Origin of the sequence: Streptomyces sp. NPDC093065, assembly GCF_044754585.1 — a bacterium.
In the GTDB taxonomy this organism is placed as follows: Bacteria; Actinomycetota; Actinomycetes; order Streptomycetales; family Streptomycetaceae; genus Streptomyces.
Genome location: NZ_JBIVPJ010000028.1, coordinates 1 through 14,221 on the forward strand (window position 1 = coordinate 1; position 14,221 = coordinate 14,221).

The window sequence follows — 14,221 nt, forward strand, 5'->3', positions numbered from 1 at the left end:
TGCTTCTCGTTGGACTCGGAGATCGCCCACTGGTTGTTCTGGCAGAAGAACACCACCGGGGCGTTGTAGACGGCCGCGAAGTTGAACGCCTCGCTGACGTCGCCCTGGCTGGAGGCACCGTCGCCGAAGTACGCGATCACGCCCGAGTCGGCCCCGTCCTTGGCCACACCCATCGCGTACCCCGTGGCGTGCAGCGCCTGCGAGCCGATGACGATGGTGTACAGGTGGAAGTTGTTGCTGTTGGGGTCCCAGCCGCCGTTGTTCACCCCGCGGAACATGCCGAGCAGGTTGGTCGGGTCCACCCCGCGGCACCAGGCGACGCCGTGCTCGCGGTAGGTCGGGAAGACGTAGTCGTCCTCGCGGGTGGCGCGGCCGGAGCCGATCTGGGCGGCCTCCTGACCGAGCAGGGAGGCCCAGAGGCCCAGCTCGCCCTGACGCTGCAGCGCGGTGGCCTCGGCGTCGAAGCGCCGGGTGAGCACCATGTCGCGGTACAGGCCGCGCAGCTCGTCGGGGGTGATGTCGGCGACGTACGAGGCGTACTCGGCGTAGGCCGAGTCCTTGGCGGTCTCGACGCGCTCGCCCTCGGGCGTCAGCAACTGCACCAGCTCCGTCTCGGAGCCCTTCGGTGCAGCGGCACGGGTGGTGCTGGTGGTGCGAGTGGTGCGCTTGCCGGTGCCGGCCTTGGTGCCGGTGGTCCCGGCCGCCTTGGTGCCGGTGGTGCCGGCCGCCTTGCTTCCGGCGCTGCGTCGCGGCTTGCGCGCGGCAGTGCTCTCGGTCACGTGTGCTCCTCCGTCGGTCCGGCCCCCGGGTTCGCCGGAAGCCAGTGCGGCTCACCTGCGGCCCGGCGGACGCACAAGGGTGGGTGCGGCCCGATCGGGAACAGGCGTGACAGGTGCCCCGGCGAGCGCCCTGCGAACAGCACGTTACCCAGTGCTCCACATTTCTGTGAAACCCCTCCTGACCTGCGTTTTTACTCGGATTTCCAAGTAAATCGACGTAGGGCGGAAGTTTTACTGGTCACAGCCTTGCAGGGGGCCGGAACAACGGCACGTTATCCCGGCCACCCCGGGCACGGGAAGAGTCGGTGTGTGACACTGACCGCGTGCGCGAAGACGGAAAAATCCGGGTATTCCTCCTCGACGACCACGAGGTGGTCCGGCGCGGGGTGCACAATCTGCTCGCCGGCGAGGCCGACATCGAGGTGGTGGGCGAGGCCGGCACGGCCGCCGAGGCGCAGGCCCGGGTCGCGGCCACCCGCCCGGACGTCGCGGTGCTGGACGTGCGGCTGCCGGACGGCAGCGGCGTGGAGGTCTGCCGCGACATCCGTTCCCGGGACGAGTCCATCCGCTGTCTGATGCTGACCTCCTTCGCCGACGACGAGGCCCTCTTCGACGCGATCATGGCAGGCGCCTCGGGCTACGTCCTCAAGGACATCCGCGGCGCCGAGCTGCTCGGCGCCGTACGGGAGGTGGCGGCCGGGAAGTCGCTGCTCGATCCGGCGGCCACCGCGCGCGTGCTGGAGCGGCTGCGCGACGGCGGGGCGAAGACCGACGACCGGCTGGCCCGCCTCACCGACCAGGAGCGCCGCATCCTGGACCTGATCGGCGAGGGCCTGACCAACCGCGCCATCGGCGAACGGCTCCACCTTGCGGAGAAGACGATCAAGAACTACGTGTCGAGCCTGCTGGGCAAGCTCGGCATGCAGCGGCGCTCGCAGGCGGCCGCATTCGTGGCCCGGCTGGAGGCCGAGAACCGCTGACGGGCCCCGGGCGCGCGGGTCGGCCGCGGACTTATTCGGGACTTACGTCCCTGCCTGCCGGGGCGGGCGACTCTGTTCCGGTGCCCGCCGCTCCCGCACAGTGATGCCATGCCCTCCGACGAACAGCTCGCCGTCGGCCTGCTCGGCCGTACCGCCTACGGCCGGGCGGCCACCACCATGCGCGCCCTGCCCTTCCTCGCCCTCGCGCGCCACATCGTGGCCGACGGCCGGGTCCTCCTGCGGATGCCCAGGAGCTGGGGGTACCACCAGGTGTGCGCCGGGAGTGTGGTCGCGTACGGAGCGGACAACCTGACCTCCGCGCGGCCCGGCGAGCGCCATTGGACCGTGCAGGTCGTGGGCCGGTGCGAGGCCCACGAGCCGAACGCCGCCGAGCTGGAACGGTTCGGTCCCGCACCGAGCCGGGTGGACGGCGAACCGTTCGAGCCCGCCTACCTGCGCGTCGACCCGCAGTTCGGCACGGTCCACTTCTCGGACGGGGCGGCGGGACCCGCCTAGGCAAACGCAACGCGCGCGTGGAGCCCGTTTCCGGGCCGCACGCGCGCGGGGAGCACTCAGATGAGTACGGGGTCAGCTGTCGCCACCCTCGGAACCACCCGGGTTGCCGGTCGCGCCGCCACCCTCGGTGTCGCCGCCACCGCCCGGCGGGGTCTCGCCCCCGCTCGGATCGGTACCACCGGTCGGCTCACCGGTCGGATCGCCACCGCCCGTCGGCTCACCGCCACCGGTCGGCTCACCGCCGCCCGTCGGCTCACCGCCACCGGTCGGATCGCCCGTCTCGGGCTGCGACGGCGTGTACGACGGCGTGTACGGCCGGTTCCAGTCGCCACCGCCGTTGCCGCCGCCGCCCGAGCCCTGCTCCGTGCCCGGGTCCGTGTTCTCCTCGGTCTGCTCGTCGCTGGGCGACGAGCTGGGCGACTTCTCGCCGGTGCTCTGGGAGGTGGTCGCCGACGGGCTCTTGTCCGTCTCGGTGCCGCCCTTGCCGCCGTCGCCGTTGTTCAGGGCCAGCGCGACGCCGGCCGCGATGGCGATCACCGCGAGGACGGCCAGTATCCACAGCTTGCCGCGGCCGCTGCCCTTGTTGCCGCTGCCCTCGAAGCCGCCGTCGTCGCCCCCGCCGTAGCCGTTCGGCAGGATCGGCTGGGGGATCTGCTGCGTGCCCGACGCCCCGTGGTGATCGGGGTGCGGCAGCACCGTCGTGCCCGCGAGGCCGGCCGAGGGGGTGTGCCGGCCGTCGTGCGCGGCGACCGGGCCGGTGTTCCAGGTGCCGGTGTGACCGCCCTGCTCGTACAGCATCTGCAGGCCGTACTGGACCAGGCCGCGCATCTCCTCGGCGGTCTGGAAACGGTCGTCGGGCTCCTTGGCCAGCGAGCGCATCACCAGGCCGTCCAGCTCCGGCGGGGTGGCGTCGGAGACCTCGGACGGGGGCGTCGGGATGTCCTGCACGTGCTGGTAGACCACCGACAGCGGGGTCTCGCCGGTGAACGGCGGGCGCAGCGCGAGGAGTTCGTAGAGGAGGCAGCCCGTCGCGTACAGGTCGGAGCGGTGGTCGACGGCCTTGCCGAGCGCCTGCTCGGGGGAGAGGTACTGCGGGGTGCCCATGACCATGCCGGTCTGCGTCATCGTCGACTGGGCGCCGTGCAGGGCGCGCGCGATGCCGAAGTCCATCACCTTCACCGCGCCGGCGTTGGTGATGATGACGTTGGCGGGCTTGATGTCACGGTGCACGATGCCGTGCTGGTGGGAGTAGGCGAGCGCCTCCAGGACACCGGAGACGATGATCAGCGCCTGCTCGGGGCCGGGCGCCTCGGCGTTGAGGAGGAGGTCGCGGATGGTGCGCCCCTCGACGATCTCCATCACGATGTACGGCACGGACTGGCCGCCGACGACGTCCTCGCCCGAGTCGTACACGGCCACGATGGCATGGTGGTTGAGACCGGCGACCGACTGTGCCTCGCGCGTGAAGCGGGCCTTGGAGACCGGGTCCTCGGCGAGATCCGCGCGCAGCAGCTTGACCGCCACGGTGCGTCCCAGGCGGACGTCCTCGGCGGCGAACACCTCGGCCATGCCGCCCCGCCCGAGCCTGCGGGTCAGCCGGTACCGGCCGTCGCCGACCAGGCCGCCGTTGCCCCAGTTCTCCGGCGCGTCAGACATACCGCCGCCAGATGCCTCGGGTTCGGACGGGCCCTGGGCGCGCTGCTGCTGTGCCATCAGTCCTCGCCGTCGTTTCTGCCCGCGGTACGCGCGGTGTTGTTACGGTCTCCGTCGGCCACGCTACAGCCTTCGCGGGGGCCTCCGGTCCGAGATGGGCGCCGGGACCGGACATGAGACGGACCGGTCATGAAACCCTGGTTCCGTACTCTCGTGCAAATTCCGTGTACCGGCGGTAGGCCGGCTGTAACGCTTCCGCGACGCTTCTTTCGCGTACGGTCACGGAACGGGCACCGCGCTTGACGTGTCAGTGCCCTGGGGCAGACTTGGCCGGGAATAGCACTTTCGATCGCGAGCGCGCGTGCCGCTGCCACCGGCGCCCGCCGCCTATGGGGGACGCAGAGACATGAGCCAGGACGCCGGACAGGGACGGTATGCGGGGCGGGCGCTCGCCGGCGGCCGTTACCAGCTGCGCGACTTGCTCGGCGAGGGCGGCATGGCCTCGGTGCACCTGGCGTACGACTCGGTTCTCGACCGCCAGGTCGCGATCAAGACGCTGCACACCGAGCTGGGTCGCGAGCAGGCCTTCCGCGAGCGCTTCCGCCGCGAGGCCCAGGCCGTGGCCAAGCTCACGCACACCAACATCGTCTCGGTCTTCGACACCGGCGAGGACGAGCTGAGCGGCCTGACCACTCCGTACATCGTCATGGAGTACGTCGAGGGCCGGCCGCTGGGCTCCGTGCTCGACGAGGACGTGCGGCAGCAGGGCGCCATGCCCGCCGACAAGGCACTGAAGATCACGGCGGACGTGCTGGCCGCGCTGGAGATCAGCCACGAGATGGGCCTGGTCCACCGGGACATCAAGCCGGGCAACGTGATGATGACCAAGCGCGGCGTGGTCAAGGTCATGGACTTCGGCATCGCGCGCGCCATGCAGTCCGGCGTGACCTCGATGACGCAGACCGGCATGGTCGTCGGCACCCCGCAGTACCTCTCGCCGGAGCAGGCCCTCGGCCGCGGCGTCGACGCCCGCTCCGACCTCTACTCGGTCGGCATCATGCTGTTCCAACTGGTCACCGGGCGCCTGCCATTCGACGCCGACTCACCGTTGGCGATCGCGTACGCGCACGTGCAGGAGGAGCCGGTGGCCCCCTCCACCGTCAACCGCGCCCTGCCGCCGGCGGTGGACGCGCTGGTGGCCCGCGCGCTGAAGAAGAACCCCAACGAGCGCTTCCCCAGCGCCGAGGCGATGCGCGACGAGTGCCTGCGCGTGGCGGCCTCCTTCCAGGCCGCCCCGCCGAGCATCGTGCCCGGCGCCCAGACGGCGAGCGGCGCGGGCGTCGGCTCCGCGGTCTTCCCGCCGGTCGACCAGGGCACCCCGGCGCCCACCGGTCCCGTCCAGACGCCGTACCAGCCGACGCCGGCCCCCGGCCCGAACCCGTACGGCACCCCTGCCCCGGCCGGCCACCCGCCGGCGTACGGCTATCCGCAGCAGGGCGGCTACCAGACGCCCGTCCCCTCGCCGTACGGACAGCAGCAGGGCGCGTCCACGCCGCCGCCGTACAACATGACGCCGCCGGCCTCGGGCTCCGGTCCCGCGGGCGGGGGGAAGAGCAACAAGCCGGTGATCATCGGCTCGGTCGTGGTCGCCCTCGTGGCCGTCGGCGGACTGATCGCCGCGCTGCTGATCAACGGCGGCGGGGACGACGACCCGGAGGCCGGCGGTGGCGGCTCCGCGAGCGTGTCCGCGTCGCCGTCGAAGGCTGAGGGCTACCGCGGGCCGGACAAGACGAAGACGATCGAGTCGGACAAGTGCACCGAGCCGGAGGAGTCGTACAACGACCCGGACAAGATCAAGGTGCCGGACTTCACGTTCAAGTACATCGGCTCGGTCAAGGAGTGCTTCAACGCCGCGGGCTGGCAGATGCAGGTCGTCAACGTCGACGAGAACACGTACGGCCAGGGATCGGTCCGGGACCAGTTCCCCGTCGCCGGCACGGACGTCGACCCGGACAAGATGCCGAAGATCCAGCTCAAGGTCTCGACGGGCAACCCGGCCGGCGAGTGAGCCGGTGACGGTGTGACGGCCGGCTGACGACGAGGGGCCCGGCAGCGAGTGCTGCCGGGCCCCTCGCGGTCTTCAGGGTCTACAAGGGTTTACAGGTAGGGACCGCCGGAGCGGCCGCCCGGGTGCGGGGGCTCCTCGCCCTCCGGGACCGCGCCCGGCGGCAGCGCGCGGCGCATCTGCTCGAGCTGGGCCCGCGCGGCCATCTGCTGGGCGAACAGCGTGGTCTGGATGCCGTGGAAGAGGCCCTCCAGCCAGCCGACCAGCTGTGCCTGGGCGATCCGCAGTTCGGCGTCGGTCGGGGTGCCGTCGTCCGTGAAGGGCAGGGAGAGCCGCTCCAGCTCCTCCACCAGCTCCGGAGCCAGACCGTCCTCCAGCTCCTTCACCGAACTGGCGTGGATCTCCTTGAGCCGGACCCGGCTCGCCTCGTCCAGGGGCGCGACCCGCACCTCTTCGAGCAGCTGCTTGATCATGCTGCCGATCCGCATGACCTTGGCAGGCTGCTCCACCTGCTCGGTCACCGGAATCTCGCGGGAGTCGTCGTCCCCGCCGCCACTGAGCGCCATTCCGTCCTGGCCGACGACCAGGATCTGGGGGTTCTCCGGCGACCTGTCGTTCCTCGGCATTTCCATGCCGCCATTGTCTCCCACCCGTGGGCCGCGAACGGGTGCTGCCCCCGGGGAAACCGCCCCGCACGCGTTCGGCGGTGCCCGGAATGCCGGGATCGCCGACCGGTGTGAGGCTTGTTCCGTCGATTTCCACGACTGCTACGACGCTTTCCACGACTGGTATCACCGGGAGGGGGTCACGGACGTGACTCCATGGCTGCGCACACTGCGGACGACAGGGCTGGTGGGGGCCCTGGGGGTCGGCGCCCTGGTGTCGCCGTACGGGGCGGAGCCGGCCCAAGCCGCCGGCCCGGGGCAGACGGCGGTGAGGGCCCCGTCCCCGGCGTCCTCCGCGCCGGGGCACGACGCGGCGCCGGACGCGGCCGTCCCGGACGGCCCGGCCACCCATGACGGGCGGGGCGGTCACGAACGCCCCCGGCGCCCCGCCGGTTCCGACCGCCCGGAACGCCCGGACGCCGGGCCCGCCTCCAGGCCCGCCACGGAGTCCGCGCCCCCGGACGGTGCGGGGCGCGGTTCCGCCGAGCCCTCCCCCGCTTCCCCCGTTCCGTCGGCGTCCCACGCCCCGGCCGATCCCGAGCCCTCCCGGGCCGGGAACCCGCCCGGCAAGGGAAAGCAGCGGCCCGGTCACGCCGAGGAGCGTGAGCAGGACCACGACGGCACGGACGAGAACGTCGGCCGGCGCCAGGAGGGCGGCACCGCCGACGGTGTCCCCGAGGAACCGGCCACCGCCGCCACCGCCGCCCCGCCCGGACCGGCCGACTCCGCCCGGGCGCCCTCGGTCTCCCCGTCCCGGTCCGGCTCGCAGACCGGCACACCGACCCAGGGGACCGCCGAGCCCGTACTGCGGGTACTCCCGCTGGGCAGCGGGCTGGTCCTCATCGGACTCGGCCTGGCCCTGGGCCTCGTGGGGCTGCGCCTGCGCCGGGCGTAGGCCCCGCCGGTGCACCGCCCGCGATCCGTCCACGCACCCACCACAGGTGACCGGCAGCCCCTCGTCTACGCGGTGACCAGCAGCACCTTCCCGATGTGCCCGCTCTCCTCCACCACCCGATGTCCCTCCGCGGCCTCGCTCATCGGCAGCTCGCGGTCGACGACCGGGCGGACATGCCCCCCGGCGAACAGCGGCCAGACGTGCTCCCGTACGGCCGCCACGATGGCCGCCTTCTCCTCCAGGGGCCGGGCCCGCAGCGAGGTCGCGCTGACGGCGGCGCGCTTGGCGAGGAGCATGCCGATGTTCAGCTCGCCCTTCCGGCCGCCCTGCATGCCGATGATCGAGAGCCGGCCGTTCACGGCGAGGGCCTGCACGTTGCGGTCGAGATACTTCGCGCCCATGTTGTCGAGGACGACGTCGGCGCCCGCGCCGTCCGTCGCTTCCTTCACCTCGGCGACGAAATCCTGCTCCCGGTAGTTGATCAGAACGTCCGCGCCCAGCTCGGCGCAGCGCTCCAGCTTCCCCTTCGTCCCCGCCGTCACCGCGACCTTCGCGCCGACGGCCTTGGCCAGCTGGATCGCCATGGTGCCGATGCCGCTGGAGCCGCCGTGCACGAGCAGCGTCTCGCCGGGGCGCAGGTGGGAGACCATGAAGACGTTCGACCAGACCGTGCAGACCACCTCGGGCAGCGCCGCCGCCTCCTTCAGACCGACGCCCTGCGGCACCGGCAGCAGCTGGCCGGCCGGGACGACGACCTTCTCGGCGTAGCCGCCGCCCGCGAGCAGCGCGCACACCTCGTCGCCGACGGCCCAGCCGGACACCCCCGGGCCCAGCGCGGCGACCCGCCCGGAGCACTCCAGGCCGGGGTGGACGGAAGCGCCGGGCGGGGGGTCGTAGAAGCCCTGGCGCTGCATGATGTCGGCGCGGTTGACGGCGCTGGCCGTCACCTCGACCAGGACCTCGCCCTCGCCGGGCTGCGGGTCGGGGACCTCGGCCCACACCAGCGCCTCGGGGCCTCCGGGTTCGGAAATCGTGATCGCATGCATGAGGGCGACGCTACTCCTGTGCCCCGTCGTGGCCCTCCGCCGGAAAACCCCCGTGCGTCGCCGATGAGTTTGCGCGACGGTAAAGGTCTCCCCATGCGTAGCCCAAGAACGCGTACTCCAGCTCGCGGAAGGACCCACAGCATGAGCACGCACACGTCCGGACTCGCCATCGAGACCGCGGGACTGGTGAAGACGTTCGGTGAGACCCGGGCCGTGGACGGGGTGGACCTCGCGGTGCCCGCCGGCACGGTCTACGGCGTCCTCGGTCCGAACGGCGCCGGCAAGACCACCACGGTGAAGATGCTCGCCACCCTGCTGCGCCCCGACGACGGCCAAGCCCGCGTCTTCGGCCACGACGTCGTGCGCGAGGCGGACGAGGTCCGCGGCCGGGTGAGTCTCACCGGGCAGTACGCGTCCGTGGACGAGGACCTCACCGGTGCCGAGAACCTGGTCCTGCTGGGCCGGCTCCTCGGACACGGCAAGGCCGAGGCCCGCGAACGGGGCGGGCAACTGCTGGCCGCCTTCGGGCTGACGGACGCCGCGGAGAAGCAGGTCAAGCACTACTCCGGCGGCATGCGGCGGCGCATCGACATCGCCGCGTCCATCCTCAACACCCCGGACCTGCTCTTCCTCGACGAGCCGACCACCGGACTCGACCCGCGCAGCCGCAACCAGGTGTGGGACATCGTGCGCGCGGTCGTCGCCCAGGGCACCACCGTGCTGCTGACCACGCAGTACCTGGACGAGGCCGATCAGCTGGCGTCCCGGATCGCCGTGATCGACAAGGGCCGGGTGATCGCCGAGGGCACCAAGGGCGAGCTGAAGGCCTCCGTCGGCGCCGGCTCCGTCCATCTGCGGCTGCGGGACGCCGAGGAGCGGCCCGAGGCCGAGCGGGTCCTGCGGAACCTGCTGGTCGCCGAGGTGCAGCCGGAGCCCGACCAGGTGGCGCTGACCGCGCGCCTCGGGGTGGCCACCAGTGACACCGCCGCCGACCAGGCCGCCAAGGCACTCGGTGAGCTGGCCCGGACCGGCATCACCGTCGACAGCTTCTCCCTGGGACAGCCCAGCCTCGACGAGGTCTTCCTCGCGCTGACCGGGCACGACACCGGCCAGAGCGCCGGGCACGACGCCGGCCCCGGCACCGACGCGAAGGACGAGGTGGCGGCATGAGCACGGCCACGAGCACCGAGGACAAGGACCTCTCGCCGGTCAGCACCGAGTCGCTGGCGGCCCTGCTGGTCACCGGGGAGCGGCCGCCGCGCCCGAGCGCCCTGTCCACGTCCCTGACGTTCGGCTGGCGCGCGGTCCTCAAGATCAAGCACGTGCCCGAGCAGCTCTTCGACGTCACCGCGTTCCCGATCATGAACCTCCTGATGTTCACGTACCTCTTCGGCGGTGCGCTGGCGGGTTCGCCCGGTGACTACATCCAGTTCGTACTGCCGGGCATCCTCGTGATGTCGGTCGTGATGATCACGATGTACACCGGGGTCTCGGTGAACATCGACATCGAGAAGGGCGTCTTCGACCGCATCCGCTCGCTGCCGATCTGGCGGCCCTCGGCGATGGTCGGCTACCTCCTCGGCGACGCCCTGCGCTACACCATCGCGTCCGTCGTCATGCTCTCCGTCGGGCTGCTGCTCGGCTACCGGCCCGACGGCGGGTTCGTCGGCGTGGTCGCCGGGATCGCGCTGCTGCTGCTCTTCTCGTTCGCCTTCTCGTGGATCTGGACCATGTTCGGGCTGATGCTGCGCACCGAGAAGTCGGTGATGAGCGTGAGCATGATGGTGATCTTCCCGCTCACCTTCCTGTCCAACGTCTTCGTCGACCCGAAGACCATGCCGGGCTGGCTGCAGGCCTTCGTCAACAACAGCCCGATCACCCACCTGGCGTCCGCGGTGCGCGGCCTGATGGCGGGCGGCTGGCCCGGTGTCGAGATCGCCTGGACGCTGGGCTGGGCGGGTCTGCTCCTGCTGGTCTTCGGCCCGGTCACGATGCGGCTCTACAACCGCAAGTAGCGAGAGGCGGGGAGCGGGCCCGCGACCGGGTCGCGGCAAGCGGCTCGGTCGCACGGCAGCGGCTCAGTCGCGGGGCAGCGGCTCAGTCGCGGGGCAGCGGGCGGGCGTCGGGTGCCACGTGGGTGGCCGGGGTCGCCCGTACGATCGTGATCAGGCGGTCCGTCAGCTCCAGGCCGCCGACGGCCGGGTCGTCGTAGCCCAGGACCCGGTGCCCGCGCAGCACGCTGACCACGAGATCGTCCATCTCCCGCGGGTTCCTGCCCACCTCGGCCTTTATGACGGGCCGTTCGATGAGGTCGAGGCCGCTGCCCTGGCTGATGAGGTCCTCCATGACCATGCCCGCGGCGGGGCTGAGCACGGAGAGCCCGAGCAGCCGCCCGGCGGCACTGGCGCTGGTGATGACGGCATCGGCGCCGGACTGCTTCAGCAACGGCGCGTTCTCCTCCTCGCGGACCGCGACCACGATCTTCGCGCCACGGTTGAGCTGCCGGGCCGTCAGCGTGACCAGCACGGCCGTGTCGTCGCGCTGGGTGGCGATGATGATCTGCTTCGCCCGGTACACCTCGGCCCGGTTGAGCACGTCGCTGCGGGTCGCGTCACCGATCACGCCGGCGTAGCCGTGGGCCGTCGCGGCCTCGATGGCCTTTCCGCTGGGGTCGACCACGACCACCTGGTCCTTGCGCAGCCCGGTCGCGCAGACGGTCTGGATCGCCGACCGGCCCTTGGTTCCGAAGCCGACGACGACGGTGTGATCGCGCAAGGCGGACCTCCAGCGGTTCAGGCGCCACTCCTCCCGAGTGCGCTCGGTGAGGGCTTCCAGCGTGGTACCGACCAGGATGATCAGGAACAGCACGCGCAGGGGCGTGATGACGAAGATGTTGGTCAGCCGGGCGGAGTCGCTGACGGGTGTGATGTCGCCGTATCCGGTGGTGGAGAGGGTGACGGTGGCGTAGTAGAAGGAGTCGAGGAGGTCGACGGAACCGTCGGAGTTGTCGGTGTAGCCGTCGTGGTCGACGTACACGACGAAGGCCGTCACCACGAGGACCACCAGGGCGACGGACAGCCGCTTGGCGACCTGGCGGAACGGGTGCTCCACCAGTTTCCTGGGGAGTTTCACCTTGTGGGTCACCAGGTGCTCGTCCGCCTGGCGGGCGATCGCGTCCTGGCCCGGAAGTTTCACGTGAAACACACCCCGATTCCGCCGCTCGCCCAGGGCAGGTCGAGCAGCTCGGCCTCCTGCCCCGGCCGCGCTCCGCCCGGGGCCACCACCGCCAGCGCGTCGGCGGCCGCGACACCGCGCAGCATCGCCGGACCGTTGTAGTGCAGCGGCACGGCGCCCTCGCCACGCAGCACGACCGGCACGAGCCGGGTGTCGTACGGGTGCCCGTGCACCGCGTCCCGCAGCGGCAGCGTGTACGGCTCGGGCGCCGGACGGGCGGCGAGGGTGCGCAACAGCGGCTCGGCGAGGGTGAGCAGCCCGGAGACGGCGGCGAGGGGGTTGCCGGGCAGGCCGACGAGGTGCTGGTCGTCCTTGAGGCGGGCCAGCAGCATGGGGTGGCCGGGGCGTGCCTTGACTCCGTCCACGAGGAGTTCGGCGCCGATCCGGCGCAGGGTCGGGTGGACGTGGTCGACCGGGCCCGCGGCGGTGCCGCCGGTCGTGACGATCAGGTCGGCCTCGGAGTTCGTGACGGCGCGGTGCAGGGCCTTGGCGTCGTCGCCGATCCGGCGGACGGCGACGACCTCGGCGCCCAGCGCGCGCAGCCACGGCGGCAGCATCGGGCCGAGCGCGTCCCGGATGAGGCCGTCGTGCGGGAGGCCCTCGGTGAGCAGTTCGTCGCCGAGGACGAGGACGTCGACACGGGGGCGGGGGACCGCGGTGAGCGTGTCGTATCCGGCGGCCGCCGCCAGCCCGAGGACCGCCGGGGTCGCGAGGGTGCCGACGGGCAGTAGCTGGTCACCGCTGCGGCACTCCTGGCCGCGCGGGCGGATGTCCTGGCCGTGGACGACCTCGCGGGTGGGGTGCAGACGGCCGCGTTCGTCGGTGCGGCCGTGCTCGGTGCGCAGTACGGCGGTGGTGTCCGGGGGGATCCGTGCGCCGGTGGCGATACGGACGGCCTCGCCGTCGGTGAGGCGCCCCGGTTCCGCGTGTCCGGCCAGGACGCCCTCGTCGCGCACCGCCCAGGGGCCCGGCCCCGCGACGGCCCAGCCGTCCATCGCGGAGGTGTCGAAGGACGGCAGGTCGGTTAGGGCGGCCAGGGGAGCGGCCAGGGTGAGGCCGAGGGCCGCGTCGAGGGGCACGGAGACCGGGGTGCGGCGCACGGCGCGGGCGGCGGCGCGGGCGGCACGCTCGGCGGTCGTCCGGGCCTCGGACCACGGGGTCGCGCGGTGGTGGGAGCCCGCCGGGTCGTGCGCGGTGGGCGCGCCGTGACCGTCGTGGCCGCGGTGGGCGGCGGGGCCGGGCTTCTCCCTCACGAGGGCGAGCGCCTCCTCGACGTCGAGGTCCTCGGTGTCCGCGTCGGCCCGCGTGCCGGGGGAGGTCATCGCGTGTCCGGGCGGGTGTCGGGGGTGGCGTCCGGGGCCACGTCGGGCTCCCCCTGCGCGGGGGCGGGCGCGGCGTCGGCGGTCTCCTCCGCCCAGCGCACGGCCAGGGCCGCGGCCTTGCGGGCGGTCTCGGCGACGGCCTCGGGGCCTCCCTGGGCCCGCCCGGCCGCGTAACCGACGAGGAAGGTGGTCAGCGGGGCGGCCGGCCTGGCCACCCCGTGTGCGGCGTCGCGTGCGAGATCGAGCAGGACCTTGATGTCGACGTCCAGGTCGATGCCCAACTCGTCCTTGGCTGCGGAAATCCATTCATCCAACACGTGACCATGCTCCCTGATGCGTGCCCTAGCGGTGGCGATGTCGTCCCAGGTGTCGCAGTCGAAGGAGGCGACGGCGTCCGGGAGGCGGGTGAGGCGCAGAGCGCCGGTCAGGCGGCGCAGCGGCAGCCCGATCAGATGTGCCCCGTCCGCCGGTGCGCTCCGGTCGGCGCGGTCCCCCGCGAGAGCGGCCAGTTCGCGGCGCAGCGCGGAGGCGCGGTAGGCGGCGACGAGAGGCTGGTCGCGGCCGTCGGCGTCGGTGAGCAGGACCCCGTCGGCGTCGCCCGCTGCGAGGGCGGACAGCAGCCGCCCCACGGTCGGTCCGGCCAGGAACGGCAGGTCGGCGGAGACGACGACGACGTGCTCCGCGGTGGTGTGCCGCAGCCCGGCGGCGAGGGCGGCGAGCGGCCCACCGCCGGGCGGATCCTCGCGCGCCCAGGTCACGGGGCGCGCGGTGGGCCGGACGTCGGCGACGACGACGGTGGTCCGGGCTCCGGCGCAGGCGGCGAGCACCCGGTCGAGAAGGGCGCGGCCGCCCACCCGCAGGCCGGGCTTGTCCGCGCCCCCGAGTCGCCGGGCGGCCCCGCCGGCGAGCACGACGGCGTCGTACCGGGCGGGGCCGGAACCCGGCGCGGGATCCCGGCCGGGCGCGGGATCGGTACCCGGCGCGGGGTCGCGGCCGGAGCCTGGGTCGCCGACGGGCTCGTACGCGGTCACCCCCCGAGTATGGGCCCCGGCACGATCACAGGGAA

The 14,221-nt window shown here is 72.7% G+C and carries 13 protein-coding genes; 6 read left to right on the top strand and 7 right to left on the bottom strand.

The genetic code is table 11. The features are described from left to right. Positions 1-779, bottom strand: a 779-nt coding sequence (locus ACIQFU_RS33820; protein ID WP_402556762.1) for a thiamine pyrophosphate-dependent enzyme, incomplete at its 3' end; no start/stop codon positions are given. 323 nt (positions 780-1,102) lie between these two features. Between ACIQFU_RS33820 and ACIQFU_RS33825 the strand changes: the two genes are divergently transcribed. Continuing rightward, positions 1,103-1,759, top strand: a complete 657-nt coding sequence (locus ACIQFU_RS33825; RefSeq protein ID WP_402556764.1) for a response regulator — start codon at positions 1,103-1,105, stop codon at positions 1,757-1,759. A 108-nt stretch (positions 1,760-1,867) separates the two neighbouring features. Beyond that, complete coding sequence (locus tag ACIQFU_RS33830) at positions 1,868-2,275, top strand: pyridoxamine 5'-phosphate oxidase family protein (protein ID WP_402556766.1); 408 nt, start codon at positions 1,868-1,870, stop codon at positions 2,273-2,275. Positions 2,276-2,347: 72 nt separating this feature from the next. Here ACIQFU_RS33830 and ACIQFU_RS33835 read toward each other — a convergent pair whose 3' ends face one another. Beyond that, positions 2,348-3,988 carry a protein kinase gene (locus ACIQFU_RS33835; protein WP_402556768.1) on the bottom strand — a complete coding sequence of 547 codons (1,641 nt, stop codon included), beginning with the start codon at positions 3,986-3,988 and terminating at the stop codon, positions 2,348-2,350. 346 nt (positions 3,989-4,334) lie between these two features. Between ACIQFU_RS33835 and ACIQFU_RS33840 the strand changes: the two genes are divergently transcribed. Next, positions 4,335-5,996: a protein kinase gene (locus ACIQFU_RS33840; protein ID WP_402556770.1), complete on the top strand. Its 1,662-nt coding sequence runs from the start codon at positions 4,335-4,337 to the stop codon at positions 5,994-5,996. An 89-nt stretch (positions 5,997-6,085) separates the two neighbouring features. On the opposite strand, the gene ACIQFU_RS33845 is transcribed toward ACIQFU_RS33840, so the two are convergent. After that, entirely contained in the window at positions 6,086-6,625 is a 540-nt protein-coding gene (locus ACIQFU_RS33845; protein ID WP_003975113.1) for a bacterial proteasome activator family protein, read from the bottom strand. A gap of 181 nt (positions 6,626-6,806) precedes the next feature. Between ACIQFU_RS33845 and ACIQFU_RS33850 the strand changes: the two genes are divergently transcribed. Beyond that, positions 6,807-7,553 (top strand): hypothetical protein, encoded by a 747-nt coding sequence (locus tag ACIQFU_RS33850; RefSeq protein WP_402556771.1) that lies wholly within the window; start codon positions 6,807-6,809, stop codon positions 7,551-7,553. 65 nt (positions 7,554-7,618) lie between these two features. Here ACIQFU_RS33850 and ACIQFU_RS33855 read toward each other — a convergent pair whose 3' ends face one another. Then, on the bottom strand, positions 7,619-8,599 hold the full coding sequence (locus tag ACIQFU_RS33855; protein ID WP_402556772.1) for an NAD(P)H-quinone oxidoreductase: 981 nt from the start codon (positions 8,597-8,599) through the stop codon (positions 7,619-7,621). A 141-nt stretch (positions 8,600-8,740) separates the two neighbouring features. Here ACIQFU_RS33855 and ACIQFU_RS33860 point away from each other — a divergent pair, with 141 nt between their 5' ends. Beyond that, complete coding sequence (locus tag ACIQFU_RS33860) at positions 8,741-9,769, top strand: ATP-binding cassette domain-containing protein (protein WP_402556773.1); 1,029 nt, start codon at positions 8,741-8,743, stop codon at positions 9,767-9,769. Beyond that, positions 9,766-10,614 (top strand): ABC transporter permease, encoded by an 849-nt coding sequence (locus ACIQFU_RS33865; protein ID WP_402556775.1) that lies wholly within the window; start codon positions 9,766-9,768, stop codon positions 10,612-10,614. Before ACIQFU_RS33860 ends, ACIQFU_RS33865 begins: the two co-directional genes overlap by 4 nt. Before the next feature lie 82 nt (positions 10,615-10,696). On the opposite strand, the gene ACIQFU_RS33870 is transcribed toward ACIQFU_RS33865, so the two are convergent. From ACIQFU_RS33870 to ACIQFU_RS33880, 3 genes are read right to left on the bottom strand one after another with little or no spacing between them, the layout of a single operon-like run. Then, the gene (locus ACIQFU_RS33870) at positions 10,697-11,794 is read right to left on the bottom strand and encodes a potassium channel family protein (protein ID WP_402556777.1); all 1,098 of its coding nucleotides are present in this window, start codon (positions 11,792-11,794) and stop codon (positions 10,697-10,699) included. Beyond that, a complete protein-coding gene (locus ACIQFU_RS33875; RefSeq protein ID WP_402556779.1) occupies positions 11,791-13,155 on the bottom strand; it encodes a molybdopterin molybdotransferase MoeA in 1,365 nt (454 codons plus the stop codon). Before ACIQFU_RS33875 ends, ACIQFU_RS33870 begins: the two co-directional genes overlap by 4 nt. Further along, positions 13,152-14,186, bottom strand: a complete 1,035-nt coding sequence (locus tag ACIQFU_RS33880; protein ID WP_402556781.1) for an NTP transferase domain-containing protein — start codon at positions 14,184-14,186, stop codon at positions 13,152-13,154. Before ACIQFU_RS33880 ends, ACIQFU_RS33875 begins: the two co-directional genes overlap by 4 nt. Positions 14,187-14,221: the final 35 nt, after the last annotated feature.

Excerpts from the sequence above, each read along its gene's own strand:
- ACIQFU_RS33830 (WP_402556766.1), top strand. The coding sequence starts at position 1,868 with ATGCCCTCCGACGAACAGCTCGCCGTCGGCCTGCTCGGCCGTACCGCC.
- ACIQFU_RS33835 (WP_402556768.1), bottom strand. The coding sequence starts at position 3,988 with ATGGCACAGCAGCAGCGCGCCCAGGGCCCGTCCGAACCCGAGGCATCT.
- ACIQFU_RS33840 (WP_402556770.1), top strand. The coding sequence starts at position 4,335 with ATGAGCCAGGACGCCGGACAGGGACGGTATGCGGGGCGGGCGCTCGCC.
- ACIQFU_RS33845 (WP_003975113.1), bottom strand. The coding sequence starts at position 6,625 with ATGGAAATGCCGAGGAACGACAGGTCGCCGGAGAACCCCCAGATCCTG.
- ACIQFU_RS33855 (WP_402556772.1), bottom strand. The coding sequence starts at position 8,599 with ATGCATGCGATCACGATTTCCGAACCCGGAGGCCCCGAGGCGCTGGTG.
- ACIQFU_RS33860 (WP_402556773.1), top strand. The coding sequence starts at position 8,741 with ATGAGCACGCACACGTCCGGACTCGCCATCGAGACCGCGGGACTGGTG.
- ACIQFU_RS33865 (WP_402556775.1), top strand. The coding sequence starts at position 9,766 with ATGAGCACGGCCACGAGCACCGAGGACAAGGACCTCTCGCCGGTCAGC.
- ACIQFU_RS33875 (WP_402556779.1), bottom strand. The coding sequence starts at position 13,155 with ATGACCTCCCCCGGCACGCGGGCCGACGCGGACACCGAGGACCTCGAC.